The 17,252-nt window shown below is 42.4% G+C and carries 17 protein-coding genes; 10 read left to right on the top strand and 7 right to left on the bottom strand.

The features are described 5' to 3' along the window. Window positions 1-374: 374 nt before the first annotated feature. The gene (locus NT178_11665) at window positions 375-1,364 is read right to left on the bottom strand and encodes an alpha/beta fold hydrolase (GenBank protein MCX5813184.1); all 990 of its coding nucleotides are present in this window, start codon (window positions 1,362-1,364) and stop codon (window positions 375-377) included. Window positions 1,365-1,777: 413 nt separating this feature from the next. On the opposite strand from NT178_11665, the gene NT178_11670 reads away from it, so the two are divergent. Continuing rightward, a complete protein-coding gene (locus NT178_11670; GenBank protein ID MCX5813185.1) occupies window positions 1,778-1,984 on the top strand; it encodes a hypothetical protein in 207 nt (68 codons plus the stop codon). Between the two features lie 55 nt (window positions 1,985-2,039). On the opposite strand, the gene NT178_11675 is transcribed toward NT178_11670, so the two are convergent. Then, window positions 2,040-2,363: a divalent-cation tolerance protein CutA gene (locus tag NT178_11675; protein ID MCX5813186.1), complete on the bottom strand. Its 324-nt coding sequence runs from the start codon at window positions 2,361-2,363 to the stop codon at window positions 2,040-2,042. Window positions 2,364-2,541: 178 nt separating this feature from the next. Between NT178_11675 and NT178_11680 the strand changes: the two genes are divergently transcribed. From NT178_11680 to NT178_11720, 9 genes are all read left to right on the top strand, one after another. Beyond that, window positions 2,542-3,132, top strand: coding sequence for a Maf family protein (locus NT178_11680; protein ID MCX5813187.1), 591 nt, complete (start codon window positions 2,542-2,544; stop codon window positions 3,130-3,132). Between the two features lie 80 nt (window positions 3,133-3,212). Next, window positions 3,213-3,875 carry a YggS family pyridoxal phosphate-dependent enzyme gene (locus tag NT178_11685; protein ID MCX5813188.1) on the top strand — a complete coding sequence of 221 codons (663 nt, stop codon included), beginning with the start codon at window positions 3,213-3,215 and terminating at the stop codon, window positions 3,873-3,875. Further along, a complete protein-coding gene (argH, locus tag NT178_11690) occupies window positions 3,872-5,245 on the top strand; it encodes an argininosuccinate lyase (GenBank protein ID MCX5813189.1) in 1,374 nt (457 codons plus the stop codon). The genes NT178_11685 and argH overlap by 4 nt, the downstream gene beginning before the upstream one ends. After that, a complete protein-coding gene (locus NT178_11695) occupies window positions 5,214-6,218 on the top strand; it encodes a fibronectin type III domain-containing protein (GenBank protein ID MCX5813190.1) in 1,005 nt (334 codons plus the stop codon). The genes argH and NT178_11695 overlap by 32 nt, the downstream gene beginning before the upstream one ends. A gap of 15 nt (window positions 6,219-6,233) precedes the next feature. Then, window positions 6,234-7,508: a diaminopimelate decarboxylase gene (lysA, locus tag NT178_11700; GenBank protein MCX5813191.1), complete on the top strand. Its 1,275-nt coding sequence runs from the start codon at window positions 6,234-6,236 to the stop codon at window positions 7,506-7,508. Further along, window positions 7,509-8,324 (top strand): diaminopimelate epimerase, encoded by an 816-nt coding sequence (dapF, locus tag NT178_11705; GenBank protein MCX5813192.1) that lies wholly within the window; start codon window positions 7,509-7,511, stop codon window positions 8,322-8,324. It abuts the gene before it with no gap. A 221-nt stretch (window positions 8,325-8,545) separates the two neighbouring features. After that, on the top strand, window positions 8,546-9,433 hold the full coding sequence (dapA, locus tag NT178_11710) for a 4-hydroxy-tetrahydrodipicolinate synthase (protein MCX5813193.1): 888 nt from the start codon (window positions 8,546-8,548) through the stop codon (window positions 9,431-9,433). Between the two features lie 19 nt (window positions 9,434-9,452). Further along, entirely contained in the window at window positions 9,453-10,247 is a 795-nt protein-coding gene (gene dapB, locus NT178_11715) for a 4-hydroxy-tetrahydrodipicolinate reductase (GenBank protein MCX5813194.1), read from the top strand. 70 nt (window positions 10,248-10,317) lie between these two features. Further along, window positions 10,318-10,824: a response regulator gene (locus NT178_11720; GenBank protein ID MCX5813195.1), complete on the top strand. Its 507-nt coding sequence runs from the start codon at window positions 10,318-10,320 to the stop codon at window positions 10,822-10,824. A gap of 51 nt (window positions 10,825-10,875) precedes the next feature. On the opposite strand, the gene NT178_11725 is transcribed toward NT178_11720, so the two are convergent. From NT178_11725 to NT178_11745, 5 genes are read right to left on the bottom strand one after another with little or no spacing between them, the layout of a single operon-like run. After that, window positions 10,876-12,267, bottom strand: coding sequence for an NADH-quinone oxidoreductase subunit N (locus NT178_11725; GenBank protein ID MCX5813196.1), 1,392 nt, complete (start codon window positions 12,265-12,267; stop codon window positions 10,876-10,878). Between the two features lie 10 nt (window positions 12,268-12,277). Next, on the bottom strand, window positions 12,278-13,783 hold the full coding sequence (locus tag NT178_11730; GenBank protein MCX5813197.1) for an NADH-quinone oxidoreductase subunit M: 1,506 nt from the start codon (window positions 13,781-13,783) through the stop codon (window positions 12,278-12,280). Beyond that, window positions 13,773-15,539, bottom strand: coding sequence for a Na(+)/H(+) antiporter subunit D (locus NT178_11735; GenBank protein ID MCX5813198.1), 1,767 nt, complete (start codon window positions 15,537-15,539; stop codon window positions 13,773-13,775). The genes NT178_11730 and NT178_11735 overlap by 11 nt, the downstream gene beginning before the upstream one ends. Further along, window positions 15,532-15,783, bottom strand: a complete 252-nt coding sequence (locus NT178_11740; protein ID MCX5813199.1) for a hypothetical protein — start codon at window positions 15,781-15,783, stop codon at window positions 15,532-15,534. Before NT178_11740 ends, NT178_11735 begins: the two co-directional genes overlap by 8 nt. Beyond that, a complete protein-coding gene (locus NT178_11745; GenBank protein ID MCX5813200.1) occupies window positions 15,780-17,252 on the bottom strand; it encodes a monovalent cation/H+ antiporter subunit D family protein in 1,473 nt (490 codons plus the stop codon). The genes NT178_11740 and NT178_11745 overlap by 4 nt, the downstream gene beginning before the upstream one ends.

Raw genomic sequence — 17,252 nt, forward strand, 5'->3', positions numbered from 1 at the left:
CATAAAATGCCAGTTTATTGTATACTATTGTGGACATTGTAGCAAAATAGTTGGACTACCCTCGCAAAGGTTAAGGGGATTTGGGCAACAGGCCGTAAAGATTTGACCCTCCTCGATTTCTCTCAATAAGCTAAATTATGTAGAACATTCTCCATATTGCCTTTACAAGAATATTTATCGTTGCTGTAAATGTTACAGCAAATGTTTATGGGGAGGGCAGGACATCGGCACGAACAAAAATCTGTTCAAGATTCCCGCCACCATGGATGGGTTGAATTTGTAATGTCTGAAATATTTTACGGCCCAAACAGAATCCAGCTAATCGGGCGAGGGATGGTTAGACACTTTCCCTTACCCGATTATGTGGTGAAAGGTTATGGTTTTCCAAGACCTTCTAACCATTCTTTGACCACAGGCTGGACCGTAGGGCTGACAACCGCTCCCAGGTGTGTTACATCGGGTAACAACTTTACTTTCCCTTTTGTAAATTCAGAAATCACTGCTTCAAATACACACGGATAAAAGGCTTCATCTGCAGAGCCCACGACAACTAAGAGGGGCTGGGTTATGGCACGGAGATCTTTCTTGTAGTCACGAGGGGCGTAGGATGTGTTGAGCCGGTAAGTATACGACAGGGTTTCAGTCCCATCGCGCACCTCTTTCGGCATATTGAAATCAATAACAGTAAGGCCATTAAACCAGTGAATTCCGATGTTATTGAGCAAGACCAGCCCAATAATACGCTTGGTGTAGGGCCGTGCCCACCCTCCGGAATTGGGACGAGTAGTGGGGGCATTGTACTGTAAGTAAGGAGACAGCAACATGTAGGCATCGGCCTGGTGCCCGTACTTGCTTCCAGCAAAGCGTAAAGCTAATCCACCTCCTGATGAGTGACCTCCTGCAATGATCATCGCTTTGGGGTTGTCCCGTCGAATCATGGCAATGAAATCTGCCAAATCATCTTCCAATTGGCCAATGTAGTCCACATCGCCCCGTCTTTTGGGTTTAGACCCATGCCCGCGTAAATCCGGAGTATATACCTGGGCCAAACCTTCAGAGCTAATGAACTCGGCTAAAGGGAGGAAATACCGGCCATGTGACCCCGAGCCATGCAACAGAATGAGAGCTTTATCTGACTGAGATGGATAGAGACGGTACGCGAGTTGCGTGCCGTCTCTCGCGGTGAAGGTTTTCAGTTGCGGAATGCTTTTGTAATCGACAAACAACTCCCTGAAGACCAGTCCGCCCTGCTTTGGAATTGGTTTCTTGGGTTTGCCGCTTATGATTAGCACGGCAGCAATTGCGAAGTAAATCGCCGCACATATTAGAACAGGAATACATATGCCTAAAACTATCTTCTTCACTTTTTGCCTCCCGGATGTTTGATTTGCCTGAAATTATTCATGATACTTTCTCTTTATCTGTTAACAGTTTTATCTTTATTTTATATAACCTGTCCAGCTTAATGAACAATCCGGCGATAAAAAGACCGATAAATCGACAAAATGGTAATAAATAATGGTGAAACGTAAGGCATATGCTTAACGAGGAAAGATAAGATTTAAGCTACCACTGGCTTCAGCCGGTGTGTTCCTATAAAAAATGAAGAGGAATATGGCTTTTTCTGCGGACTTCTGTTAGAATTCGTTTCAACCAAGCAGTTCCACGGCAGAGCAGTTTGGTGCCAGAGGTATAAACCTCGTTTTTTACAGAATATTTTAAGCTTTTACCCGGGGTAATCTCCGAGGAATTCTTTCGATCTAACAAAGGACGGTATATGTTTTTCTGGCTTTCGGAGAGCGATAAATATGACATTACGAGTTATGCATTCAGGTACTTCATGTTCAGCAATCTCGGGATCAAGGCATCTGTAGTTAAGGCTGTGAAAAAAGTAAGACCCGACAGAACAAGGAAGGACGGCTCTCTAAAATTATCCAAATCCACTCTCATTGAATTGGAAATGCGAGTTAAGAATATGCTGTAATATACGAATCTTATAAGGACCCCCCCCGGAGTTGGGGTACGCCCAGGTCAATATGTTATCCCGGATTGGTTTCTTCCTCTACCCATTTTACATATCCGGTTAAGGCGGTATCTATATCAATCGCTATAATCTCCGGCAGTTCATAGTGATGAAGACGTTTTATTTCCTCCTCGATCTTTTTATAATGGCTTTTTTTACTCTTAATAATACATTGCCATTCTTCAACCTCTTTTATGTGTCCTTTCCACCAATAAATACTCTTTATGGGCCCCGCAATCTGCACACACGAAGCAAGTCTTTTCTGGACAAGCTGTTTCCCTATACGTTCAGCTTTCTCTTTGTCGTCAATGGTTGTAACGATCTGGATAATACCGTTCATAAAATCTCCTTCCTGACTATCGTTTAATGTTTACTTTTCACAGTAACCATTCCATGATTTTATTTTATTGTGAATCCATACCGTGTGCCATGAATCATTAACAGTCCTTAGTAATAACATTTATCTTGAAATTATAGTGAAATTCATATATTTTTCTATTCTACGACAGGAGATGAAAATGTTTCAAGTAAATGATGGCACATCCATAATACTCGCAAGTGAATCCACGAGAAGAGTAGACATTCTGAGGACTCTTGGTATATCCTTTTCCATTATACCCCCAAAAATTGACGAACAAAGAGAAAAGGATGAACCACCCAAGGACTTTGTGCTGAGGATATCCCATGAAAAGGCCACCAAGGTTGGCAACCACTTTCCGAACAACTGGGTTATCGGAGCAGATACGATAGTTGTCCTCAAGGGGAAGATACTGGGGAAGCCAAAGGGTGAAAAAGATGCCTATAATATGCTTAGAGCATTAAAAGGAAAGTGGCATAAGGTTTTTACAGGGTACTGTGTTCTCAACATATCAAAAAATATTGTATACCAGGATGTTGTTGAAACTAAAGTATTTGTCAGGGATTTAACCGACGAAGAGATTATGCGGTACATAAAGACATCCGAGCCCCTCGATAAGGCCGGCTCATATGCACTGCAAGGCAAAGGCGGGTACATGGTCAAAGAGATTAAGGGTTCCTATGCCAATGTTGTCGGCCTGCCTATCTGTGAAGTTACAGAAGCCCTATTATCTCTTGGTGTTCTTTCATAAATAGCAAGCCCGACAGCTTGATGCATGCCGGGTAGTTTTTTCCGGAAAAGTATGAATTCATGGATTCACAGGCATAAAGCATGGATGATGCAATAAAGAGGATAAGAGAAAGAATGGCTCGAGCCTGTAGCAGGGCCGGGAGGTCTGAATCTGAAGTAAGGTTGATAGGTGCTACCAAAGGTGTTAATGTAGAGAGGATCCGGTATGCTGCCCGTTGCGGGCTTACAGATTTTGGAGAGAATTATATACAGGAAGCAAAAGGAAAGATTGAAGGGTTTAACGAAGGGGTCTGCTGGCATATGATCGGTCACATACAGACAAATAAGGCAAAACATATACCGAAGCTCTTTGATTACGTTCACTCTATAGACAGATGGGAACTCCTTGAAACGATGGACGGATACGGAAAGAGCTTAAAGGTTTTATTCGAGTTGAACCTTGCCGGCGAATCATCCAAACATGGAACAGGAGAAGACGACCTGAAAAGAATGCTCGAAAAGATCGGCGAATTAAAAAATATAAAACCGGTCGGACTTATGACTATGCCGCCCTTTGCTGAAAACCCGGAAGATGTCCGGGGCATATTCAGAAGACTTGGGGCCCTTCTACAATCGGTCAACAGGGAATTTTCCCTGCACATGTCAGAACTTTCTATGGGGATGTCTTCGGATTTTGAGGTTGCTGTCGAGGAAGGTGCTACTATGGTAAGGGTTGGAACCGCAATCTTTGGGGAAAGAACATGAAAGCATGGGGTGGCAGGTTCAAAGGCAAAACTGACCCTCTTATGGAAAAGTTCAGCGCTTCGATTCTTTTTGACAGGACATTGTATGAACATGATATAGAGGGCAGCAAAGCACAGGCAGGGATGCTGAATAAAATCGGTATCATCACCGAAAAAGAGGCCGGGGACATTGTGGCAGCGCTTGATGAGATCAAGGCAGAAATTAAAGAGGGGGTCTTTAAATTTTCCGATGCAATGGAAGACATACATATGCACATAGAGGCACGCCTTATTGAAAAGATTGGGGATACAGGCAAAAAGCTTCATACCGGGAGAAGCAGGAATGATCAGGTTTCGCTCGATATGAGAATGTTCCTGAAAGAAGAGTTCGGTCAAATAGATAAACGTCTCCTGCAACTGCTCAAAACCCTTGTAAACAGGTCAGGTAAGGAAAAAAAGACCATAATGCCGGGCTATACACATATGCAAAAAGCGCAGGTTGTCACTTTTGCGCACTATCTTATGGCATATTATTATATGCTGAAACGGGACAGGGGGCGCATGGGGGAGACAATGAAGCGTGTTGATGTTCTGCCGCTTGGGTGCGGTGCCATTGCAGGCTCAACCATACCGCTTGATAGAGAATTCCTTAGAAAGCAGTTAAAGTTTTCAAGGGTCTCTGAAAATAGTATGGATACGGTATCCGACAGGGACTTCGTTCTCGACTCAGTCTTCTCCGTTGCCATGATTATGGTGCACCTGTCAAGATTTGCCGAAGATATGATCATATTTTCTACAGAGGAGTTTTCTTTCGTATCGCTGCCCGACGAACTTTGTACCGGCAGCAGCTTAATGCCACAGAAAAAGAACCCTGATGCACTGGAATTGTTGAGGGGCAAGACATCCCGGGTGATTGGCGATCTTTTCAGCCTCTTTATGTTGCTGAAAGGGCTTCCCATGACATACAACAGAGACCTTCAAGAAGATAAAGAACCCATGTTCCATGCAATCAATACCGTAAAGGACGCTCTTTCCATAGCGGAGTTGTGTATAAAAAGGATGAAAATAAACAAAAAGGGGATGGAAAGGGCCGTGTACGAGAGCTTCATGCCTGCCGTAGAAATAGCAGAATACCTTACTGTAAAAGGGACCCCCTTCAGGGAGGCACATACAATAGCAGGCAGGATGGTAAGGGACTGTGAGGATAAAGGCAAGCTTCTTCAGGATATGGCGCTTATTGATATGAAGGGGTATTCAAAGGTCTTCGGGGATGATATTTTTAATTATTTAGATCCTCACACTATTCTAAATACCAGAAAAACTACAGGAGGAGCCTCTTTTGAGGAGGTGGAAAAAGAGATTGAAAGAGAAAAGATATATTTTAATTCTTAGTATTAGTATTATGGTAATGCTCCTTTTTGCCTCCTGCGGTAAAAAGGGAGATCCTATGCCAAAGGGGTTACCCATACCTGGCGGGATCAACGACCTGACTGGAGAAGTAAAAGATGGGATGTTGTTTCTCTCCTTCTCGACACCTTCCATAAACAAGGATGGGTCAGAGCCGAAAGACCTTGCCGGCTTTAAAATATTCAAGGCCTGCGGGAGTTGTATGGGCACGTTTGAACCATTTAAAGATCTTAGCCTGGAAAACAGGAAGGGGTTTCTGATACAGGACGGAAAGGTATTTGTCTATGACGATGATCTTATGAACGGATTTCAGTACGGATATAAGGTTTATCCATACACGAAAAAGGGTACACGGGGGGATCCCTCCAATACCTTTACAATCAAGTGGGAAAAAGCACTTGACCCTGTTAAAGGTGTCTCCGTAAAAGAAAATGACGAAAGGGTAGAGCTCTCATGGGAAAAAGAGGAAGGCTTTCTGTATAATGTTTATAGATATGACGATAATGTTTACCCGTTGTTTCCGCTGAACAAAACACCCCTTGCTGCGCCGTATTTTTTAGATACAGGGCTTGAAAACGATAAAACGTATGCATATGAGGTAAGAAAAGTACAGGTAAAGGAAGGCATAAGACGGGAAGGAGAAGGGGTAAAAATAGCAGCCACGCCAAAGGATATGTCCCCTCCTGCAAGGCCTGCCGAAGTAAAGGCCGAGAAAAAAGACGGTGGGGTGCTTGTAACATGGAAAGAGAACACGGAAGAAGATTTCGCAGGATATAACATATTCAGGATAAGCTCGGGAAAGGCAGAAAAACTGAACAAAGAGCCCCTGGAAAAAAATATGTACCTCGATAAAAATATTCCTGATAACAGATACATATCTTACTACGTAACAAGTCTCGATGAAACGGGCAATGAAAGCGAACCGTCAAGGGAAGTTGTCATTATCGTAAAAGAATAAGAGGAACCGTGTACAATGCATTATTTTGAATATAAGAAAAACGAGTTATATTGTGAAGAAGTACCAATATCGAATATTGTCAAGGCTGTAGGAACGCCTGCCTATATTTACAGTTGCAAAACCCTGGAACGCCATTTTCTTGTTTTTGACAATGCGTTCAAGGGTATGCCGCATATCGTATGCTACTCCTGTAAGGCAAACTCCAATACGGCGATTCTGAAAGTCATGGGCAGGCTCGGCGGTGGCACAGACATCGTGTCAGAAGGCGAACTTTACAGGGCTCTCTCTGCAGGCATACCGGCCGAAAAGATTGTGTTTTCAGGGGCAGGCAAAGCCGAGGATGAGATAAGGGCTGCGATAAAAGCTCAAATCCTTATGATCAATATCGAATCGGAGGGTGAACTCCACACCATTGCAGGGGTTGCAAGAAGAATGAAAAGACGGGTGCCTGTATCGATAAGGGTAAATCCCCAGATAGACCCCAAAACACACCCTTATATTACAACCGGCCTGAAAAAAAATAAATTCGGCATTATATGGGACGACGCCTTCAGGCTATACAATGATATGAAGAAAGAACCATCTCTTTATCCAATCGGCATCTCTTCTCATATCGGATCACAGATCCTTGAGCTTTCGCCCTTTATAGAGGCTGTAAGATCGCTCAAAGAAATGGCCGATCAACTGAAGAATAACGGGATAAACATCAAGTACCTTGATATTGGTGGTGGCCTCGGCATAACATACAAGAACGAGCTTCCCCCTCATCCTGATGAATATGCAGGTGTAATAAAAAAAGAATTGGAGGGGACAGGCATCACGCTGGTGCTTGAGCCGGGCAGGCTTCTCGTTGGCAACAGCGGTATTTTTGTAACAAAACTCCTTTATGTAAAGAAGGTGCCGGGAAAAACCTTTTACATCGTAGATGGGGCAATGAACGATCTTGTAAGGCCCGCGCTCTATGATGCATACCATGAGATTATACCTGTCGTCAGGAAAAATGAAGAGAAAGACGGTAAAGATACAAAGGTTGATATCGTGGGACCTATTTGCGAGTCAGGCGATTTCTTCGCAAAAGACAGAGGTATGCCACGCCTTGAAACCGGCAATCTCCTTGCTGTAATGGGGGCAGGCGCCTACGGCTTCTCCATGTCCTCGAATTACAATTCGAGGAGAAGGGCGGCAGAGATTCTTGTTAAGGGAGATGAATTTTTTATTATAAAAAAACGTGAAACGTTTAGGGATTTAACTAAGGGAGAATCTATTCCATCATTTCTGGAGGACTTGTAGATGTCAGAATTTGAATTTTTCAAAATGAGCGCAAGCGGCAACGATTTTATCCTGATAGATAACAGGGACGGGAAGGTAACCAAAAAGCATAAAAAGATTGCAGATTTTGTTGCTAAAATATGCAGAAGGCGTCATTCCGTCGGCGCAGACGGCGTAATACTGATTGAGCGCTCAACAAAAGCAAACTTTCGCTGGAAGTTTTTCAATGCAGACGGCACTGAGGCCGAGATGTGCGGAAACGGGGGCAGGTGCGCTGCACGTTTCGCCTTCATAAAAGGCATCGCGGGAAAGGAGATGGCATTTGAAACAATTGCCGGCATTATCAGGGCAGTGGTAGATGAAACAAGGATTAAACTTCAGCTTACAACTCCTTTCGATATAAAGCTCGATTACCCGATCAACCTTGAAGAAAATGAGATCTTTTTAAGCAGCGTAAACACCGGCGTTCCCCATGCGATTCTACTGTCTGACGATATTGACCATGTGCCCGTGGAAGAACTGGGAAGGGCTATCAGGTATCATAAGGCATTCGGGGAAAAGGGAACGAATGTTGATTTCGTAAAAATTGTTGACAGAGAAAAAATCTTCATCAGAACATATGAAAGGGGTGTGGAGGGTGAAACCTATGCCTGCGGCACAGGGGCAGTTGCGGCGGGGGTCATCCTGACAAAGAAGGGGCTCATCGAAAGCCCGGTTAATATTGTTACAAGAGGAGGGGAAACGCTCAAAGTCTATATTGATAATGATGAGGTATACCTTGAAGGTAATGCAAGGATTGTTTATACTGGCGTATTGAATGATGAGGCGCTTCTGTAAAGACTCGATGAACCGTTTAAGCTGTTTCAAATGTTTAAGGTGTTTAACCCGTGCAAACCCTTCGGCTTAGAGGGGGCGACGTGAGTCAGGCGAACATAGTGTCGGTATGATAAATAGCCCGCACCGCGGGCGAGAAGGGGAGGCTCCGACGGCTCTGCCGGTGGAGGGGGCGACCGGGTACCCGCTTGCGGGTGTCCCACTAATAGAAAAGAGGAGGAGCCATGGAATTAAGGGGCGTATATACGGCTCTGGTAACACCATTTAAAAATGACAATTTTGATGAGGATGCTTTCAAAAGGCTCATCACGTTTCAGATCGAAGGCGGCGTGGACGGGTTCGTGCCTTGCGGATCTACCGGAGAAGCATCCACGCTGGATTATGAGGAACATAAAAGAGTAATAGAGTTGACTGTCAAATGTGCAAAAAAGACCGTGCCTGTTATTGCCGGGACAGGCTCCAATAGCACAAAGGAGGCAATCGAGCTTACCGCAATGGCAAAACAGGTAGGTGCGGACATGTGCCTTCTTACAACACCTTACTATAATAAACCTACTCAGGAAGGTTTGTACAGGCATTACAGGAAGATTGCGGAAGAAGTGGACATTCCGTTAATTTTATACAATATACCAGGGAGGACGGGCATTAACATGACGCCGGAAACGGTAAAAAGGCTTGCAGACGTTCAGGGTATAAAGGGTATAAAAGAAGCATCTGGTTCGCTCGTCCAGGTTGCAGAGATTTACAGACTGACAAATGGGAAATTCCCAATACTTTCCGGTGACGATAACCTTTTTCTTCCCATGATGAGTGTCGGCGCTGTCGGAGTAATATCCGTTTTATCAAATATGCTGCCGGCAAAAATGAAGGCACTTTATAAAACATTCCTTGAGGAAAGGGATGTAGAAAAAGCAAGAGATATTAATGCCCATCTTATGCCCCTTTTCCAGGGAATTTTTATAGAGACAAATCCGATTCCCATAAAAGAAGCTCTTTACTACATGGGCATTATCGAAGAAGAGTTCAGACTCCCACTATGCACAATGTCCGAGGCAAACAAAACCTACATGAAGAACTTGTTGAATGAATACGGGCTGTTGAAGAAAGCATAAAAACATCAGGGAGCACAATATGGTTAAGATAATCATTACCGGTGTGTGTGGAAAGGTGGGGAGCACCATACTCAAGCTCGCTTTGAATGATAAAGACTTTGCTGTGGTAGGGGCGGTGGAGGCCAAAACACATCCCATGGTCGGCAAAGGATTAGACCGTGTGGCAGTAAAAACAGGGAATCCGCTTAATATTGAAGGAAACCTCGCCAATATTATCAAAAAATGCGATGTCGTTGTTGATTTTACAGAACCAAAGGTCTCTCTTGAGCATTTCAGGCTTGTGCGGGAAAGCAAAAAAGCAATTGTCATCGGCACAACAGGCTTTTCTGAAAATGCATTGGCAGAGATAAAAGGGGTACGGGACACAAGGGTAGTCATATCCCCCAATATGAGTGTAGGCATGAATCTCATGTTCGAAATAGTAGATAAGCTGTCCAGGATCATGAAAGATGACTACGACATCGAAATTGTGGAAATGCATCACAGGATGAAAAAAGATGCACCAAGCGGAACAGCGGTGCACCTGAAGGATATTGTAGAAGCTTCCGAACCTGCGAGAAACTGGGTTGAAATATTCGGCAGAAAAGGTATCATCGGGGAAAGAAAAAGGGAAGAGTTGGGCATACTTGCCTTACGGGGCGGCGATGTCGTCGGTGAGCACACTGTCATGTTCGCAGGGGTTGGCGAAAGACTGGAGGTGACACACAGGGCATATTCCCGTGAAAATTTTGCTCGTGGCGCTTTGCTTGCCGCAAAATGGTTAAGTGGTCAGACTGACGGCGTTTATTCAATGAAGGATGTGCTTGGGATTTAATTATAGATGAACTGCTTTATATAATTTGATTGTTTTTCGAATTTGTTATACTATATGAAATATTAAGTTTATGAAAAAAGATAACAAAATCAGGATGCTTATTGTTGATGATGATAAGGAAATACGCAATATTCTTTCTATTTTTTTAGCAGAAGACGGGGAGTCTGTTATTGATACCGCTGGAACAGGGGAAGAGGCTTTTTCAAAGCATGTTAACTCCCCTTATGATATCGTTGTTACCGATATCAATATGCCAGGTATGACCGGCATTGAGCTTATAAAAAAAATAAGAAGAAGGGAAGACACTGTAGAGTTTATTATAATAACCGGGTATGCCTCAGTTGATACAGCAATAGAGGCAGTCAGGGTGGGAGCATTTGACTATGTTGTAAAACCCTTCAAGTTCGATGAACTCAAAATAGTCATTAATAATGCAAAAGATAAGGTTATTCTCAGAAAAACAAACAAGGAACTGGTAAAAAAGCTAAAAGATGTTTATAAGGAAATAGACAGGTATAGCAAGATAAAGCTGGACGCTCATCAATCCCCTGATTTTTCCATTCTGCTTGATGAATAAACTTTGTTCCACTGGTTGAATATCAATTATAACCCGTTAAAAATATTGAAGCTATATCGAAGCTTTAAAAACCTCAAATAAACCTGACGGCATGATGCCCATATAAATAATAAGAAAGATAAAGAGATAACAAAGCACCTTTTCGTGTGTAGCAAGTTTTATTGGTTCTGCTACTGCAACATCTTTTGAGTAGCCCATTCTCACAAGATTTAAATAGAAAAAAATAGAAATTACCGTATTTACCGCACCGATAAGCACAATCGGCAGATGGCCTGCTTCAAATGCGCCCGTAAAAAGAAAGAGTTTTCCCGTAAAACCGCCGGTTGGCGGTATCCCGGCCAACGAGAAGGCAGAAACAGCAAGTAGCAACGCAAGAAGTGGCGATCTTTTCGACAATCCGGCAAGGTCATCAATTTTCACGTTTTCTCCTGTTTTTGAAATCAGTATTACTACATAAAAACAAGCAAGATTCATAAAAAGGTAAATTGTCATATAGTAAACAGCGGCAGCGTTTCCATCCTTACTCAATGCAAGTATGCCCATCATAAGATATCCTGCGTGGGCTATGCCTGAATAGGCAAGCAGTCTCTTTATATCTTTTTGCACAAGGCCCACAAGGTTGCCAAATGTCATTGAAAGGGCTGCAAGTATTATTAATATGTTTATTAATTGCATTGAACCTGGAAAAGCAAGCATCGTGATCCTTATCAATAAGGCGGCCGCTGCAATCTTCGGAAGCGTACCAATGAACGCGGTTGTATTATTTGATGCGCCTTCATAAATGTCGGGCGACCAGAAGTGCATGGGAAAAAGTGAAAGCTTAAAGAAAAAACCCGTCAATGTAAATACCAGCGCTATTATACCTATCGGCTGACTTAAAAACTCTGGCAGCACAAGTACGATGTCACTCAAGAACGTAGAATGTGCAATGCCGTAAAGGTAACCCATGCCAAAAAGCATTATGCCTGTTGATACGGCCCCAAAGAAAAGGTATTTCATCGAAGCTTCAATCTGAATCTTAGTCTGAGCGTTCCGAATCGGAAGGATAACATATAGGCTGTATGATGAAATTTCAAGTGATAAAACTATTGAGATAAGCTCTACCGAGCTTACAAGCATCATAAGTCCCAATGCCGAAAATCCGAGAAACATAAAATATTCAGGCAAAAATCCTTCTTCTATCTCTCTTTTGTTTTTAAACATAAGAATTACAAGACAAAACCCGGCCATTATAAGCATCTTAAAAACCTGAGAAAAAAGGTCAATCCTGTATGCACCGGAAAATAATTCTCCGTTTTCAGTTATGCTTAACAGCGATACTAAAAATGCAAGGACGGATAACAACTTTGCATATGTAAGTATATTTTCCTTTACTTTGCTGATGGAAATGAACAGAAGCAGTATGGAAAACAAAAATATATTTAATTCAGGCAGTATAAGCATAGTTCATCCCTCAATAATAAGTTCGCATTTGAGTCATAAGGAATGACAGGCTTTTTTCCATTACAGCCACAAACGGCCGCGGGAATATACCCATCCACAGTACTAATAGCATAAGGGGAATCATGTAAATAATTTCTCTAATTTTCATATCAGCGATTACCCTTTTATCAACTCTTCCCCATATTATCTGTTTCAAAAGTCTCAGCATATATGCTGCCGCAAGAACCGCTCCAACTACAGCAAAGAAGCCTGCTGTCTTATGCTGAGAAAATGTCCCTATTAACACATAAATTTCACCAACAAAATTGTTTGTTCCAGGAAATGCAAATGCAGATAGGGAAAAGAACCCGAAAAATCCTACATATATCGGCATTATTTTGCCAAGTCCTGCATTGTCGTATATCTCACGGCTATGCGTTCTTTCATATATTATTCCTACACAGAGAAATAATGCGCCTGTTGTAATCCCGTGATTGAGCATCTGGAGCATTGCTCCTTCAAGCCCGAAAAGAGTAAAAGTGAATATTCCCAGTGTGATAAAACCCATATGCGCAACACTTGAATACGCGATAAGCTTTTTCATATCGGTTTGGCTAAGACATACAAAACCACCGTATATTATTCCGATAACCGAAAGAATTATCATAAGCGGCGCAAAATAAATACTTGCTTTCGGCGCTACTGGAAGACAGAACCGCAAAAACCCGTAAGCCCCCATCTTCAGAAGTACGCTTGCGAGAAATACGCTGCCTGCTGTGGGCGCTTCAGTGTGTGCTGCCGGAAGCCATGTATGGAACGGAAACATGGGCACCTTAATGGCAAATGCAATTGCGAATGCAAGAAAAACCCATATCTGGAAGGTCATTCCGTAATCTTTGTACATTGCGCTTAATATGCTGAATGTTCCATTTGTCAGGTACATTGAAATAATTGCTACAAGCAGGAAAACGCTCCCGAATAATGTATATATGAAAAATTTTATTGATGCATAATCTTTACGAGGCCCGCCCCATACAGCGATCAGCAGATACATGGGAATAAGCATCGCCTCCCAGAAGATATAGAAAAGAATGAAGTCCAAAGAACAGAAAACGCCTATCATGGCTGTTTCCATGGCAAGTATACAGAATAAAAATTCCTTAAACCTCTCCTTTATCGAAGTCCATGAACACAGGATGCATATAGGAGCAAAAAGGGTGGTAAGGAGGATCAGAAATATTGTAATGCCGTCTATGCCAAGCGTGTAATTAATATTGTAAGCCGGTATCCACGGAATGTGCTCACCAAACTGAAAGTGATATGTATCCGTTTTGAAATTGAAGTATATTAACATTGATACAACAAACGTTATAATACCTGTGATCAGCCCTGTGACCTTTATGGCCTTTTCATTTCTCATTAAAAGAATCAACATTGCGCCAATAAGGGGCAAAAATATTGTCGTCGAGAGAATAGGAAAATTAAGAGGATTCATAATTAACAACTGTTCCATTGCCTTCAAGCTTTCACATCCCATAAATCACGAACCCCACAATAAGGATGAGTATAAATATGGAGAAACCAATATACGCCTGAATTCTCCCTGTTTGCAGTTTTTTTACCAGTCCTCCAAAACCCCTTACGCCGCTTGCGCTCCCATCAACAATACCATCAATCACATGCCTGTCAAAACCATATGAAATATCCGCATTTTTGAAAAGCAGTTTAAGTCCGAATGTTCTGTATAGCTCTCCCCAGAGTGCATCTACAACACTTATTATCTTTTCGTCAATCCACATAAAAATACGTGCCCCGTTTCTGTAAAAATAGTCCACATCAAGGTTCATTTTATCCTCAGGTGCAAGTTTCTTTACAAGCAGGAAGAATATCAGTCCTGTATATGAGAGTATCTGCAGCATCTCGGATACATGGGTCGAGGTAAAGGGATTATAATGATTAGGATATGGTAGAAGCTGATATAAAGACTGCGGATAAATACCTATGATAAAGCATAATGCCGATGTAAGACCCATTGCCCAGAGCATATTTTTCGGCGGCTCTTTTGCCTTAATCGGCGCTTCGTCCTTACTGAAGAAAGCAAAATATGTAACCTTTAAACCTACAGATAAAAACGTACCGATGCCCGCAAGGTTCATAAGCATCATCAATGTGATCCTTCCCTCATGATGCGCCGCAGCAGTAATCATTGATTTACTCACAAATCCGGAAAAAAGCGGGAATCCGGAAATTGATACCGCGCCCACGATGTAGAAGATCATCGTAAGAGGCATGTATTTATAGAGCCCGCCAAGTTTTGAAAGTTTCGCTGTTCCTGTCATATAAAGTACAGCGCCTGTTCCCATAAAAAGAAGCGCTTTGTAAAGTATATGAGCAAAAGCATGGGAACATGCACCATTTAAAGCAAGATCCGTACCTATGCCGATGCCTGCAACCATGTATCCTACCTGGCTTACTATGTGGTAAGCAAGAACCCTTCTCATATCATTCTCAATAACAGCGTAAAAAACACCATACACGGTCATGGCTGTGCCGAAAATGGCAAGAATTTCAAAACCCGGAAAACCCCTTAAAAGAACATAAACGGCTGTCTTTGTGGTAAAGGCGCACATTAGCACTGCTCCTTCAACAGTTGCCTCGGGGTATGCATCGGGAAGCCACGCGTGAAGGGGTATGACAGCAGCATTGAGACAAAAACCTGCCAGTATAAGGTATTCTGGAAGGCCTGCATTTCCCTGTGCAACCCTGTCAAAGAGAAGATTGCCGGTTTTGTAATAATAAAGCATCATGCCTGTAAAGAACAACAGACCTCCGAAAACATGAACAAGAAGATATCTGTATCCTGCATCAATCGATTTTTGCTCTTTTCTGTACCAGACAAGAAATACTGAAGAGAAAGCCATGATTTCCCAGAAGATAAATACAGTTAAATAATCTCCGGCAAAAACAGCTCCAAGAGAACTACCAATGTAAAAACTTCCTGCAATGTGGTGTCCGTCTTCTTTCACATGGAGCGCATAAAGGGCTCCAAGAAATGCCATAATTACAAAAACCCATGCAAAAATAAGGCTTAGTTTATCCACCCTACCGAAGATAAGCGTGGTATTCAAAAAACTGTACTTTCCGAATACACCTTCCTGCATTAATGCAACATCAATAATGGAGAGGATTGGGACAAGAAGTATAAAAAACTTCTTCGCCTTTTCATTTTTGATAAAAGGCAGCAGCAGACTCCCGATAAAATAAAAGATCGCGGGGTGTAACCACTTATCCATAATAATCCTCATTTTTTCCAAGAAATGTATGCGCTACGCCTTTTGCAACTTTAATAAGTATGAAGCATCCTACAATACCGAAAATGGTCCAGAATGCAGGTATATTATCCACATAGTAATGGCCGTGCTTTCCAATGTGTATGACAACATCATAAATTACAAGGACAATAAGATATGCGATAAGAACCTTTTTTAGCATTTTCATATCTTTCCGCAACATTTCTATATATTTTAATACGTTCATGGAATGAGTCTCCCGATAAGTTGTGTAAAAAATTGGGGAAATATTCCTAATGCTACCGAAATTAGCGAGGCAAGGACTAGAGGCACAACCATAGTAACCGGAGCCTCTTTAATATTAGCCCTATTCCAGCCGACTCCCTTGTTCTTAAAAAACGCTTTGATCGTTATGGGGGCAAAATAACCTGCATTCAGTATGGTGCTTGTCATAAGTATAATAACAATAGGAAGGTTGTGTATCTCCATTGCACCGTTTAGCAGATACCACTTGCATACAAAACCTGCAACCGGCGGCACACCTATCATGCTCAAAGATGCAATGGCAAAGGCGCCCATTGTAAATGGCATTGCATAACCTATGCCTTCCATATCACTAATCTTTCTCTTTTGGGTTGCAACAAATATTGCCCCTGCGCAAAAGAATAGTGTAATCTTGCTGAAACCATGATTTGCAATATGTATAATTCCGCCCATAATGCCGGATGGATCGAGAAGCGCTACGCCAATTATCACATAAGACAACTGGCTAACCGTTGAATAAGCAAGCCTGGCTTTCAGATCGTCCTTAGTCAGGGCTATGATTGATGCAACAAGGATTGTAATGGAGACAAAATACGCCGTATATATACCAAGGTTCAGGCTCTGTAAAAGTTCAGTGCCGAATATTGAAAGCATAACCCGGCATGTACAAAATACGCCTGCCTTCACAACAGCAACAGCATGTAGAAGCGCGCTCACCGGTGTAGGCGCGACCATTGCGGAAGGCAGCCAGTTATGAAAAGGCATAATTGCTGCTTTTGCAAATCCGAAAAGGAAAAGCACATATGTTACAGTAATCCAGATGCTATCTGTTCCTTTTGCAAATATACCTTTTGTTATGTTATCCGAAAAATCGAGTGTACCCGTCAATACATAAGTAAGGATCGTCGCCGGCAGCAGCAGTCCCTTTGATGTTCCCATAAGATATACTATATATTTCTTTGCACCGGCGTAGCCTTCGGTATCCTGATGATGGGCAACAAGCGGATAGGTAAAGATAGTGATGACTTCGTAGAATAGATAGAGTGAAAACAGACTTCCCGAATAGGAAACGCCCTGTGCGCCGAGTATTGCAATGGCAAAGCAGGCATAATACCTTGTTTGAGCATGCTCATTAAGGGATCTCATATAGCCTATATTGTAAAAGGTTGCGAAAATCCACAAAAAAGAAGATATGATGCCGAAGACAAGGGAAAGGGCATCCACCCTGAAATTGAAGGATATGCCCGGTGCTATCGTGGAAACCGTATAAAGAATCCTATTGCCGTTCATTATATCGGGCACCATGCTCGCGACAGAAAGAAAGGTAAGGATAGAACCGGCAATGGACCAGAATTCTCTCACATTCTTCCGTTTTCCTGAGAGCATGATAAGAACAGAGACAATTAAGACAATCAGTATCGGGATAAGAGGTTTTACACTTTCAATGATCAT

This window comes from Pseudomonadota bacterium, assembly GCA_026388255.1.
GTDB lineage: Bacteria > Desulfobacterota > Syntrophorhabdia > Syntrophorhabdales > Syntrophorhabdaceae > JAPLKB01.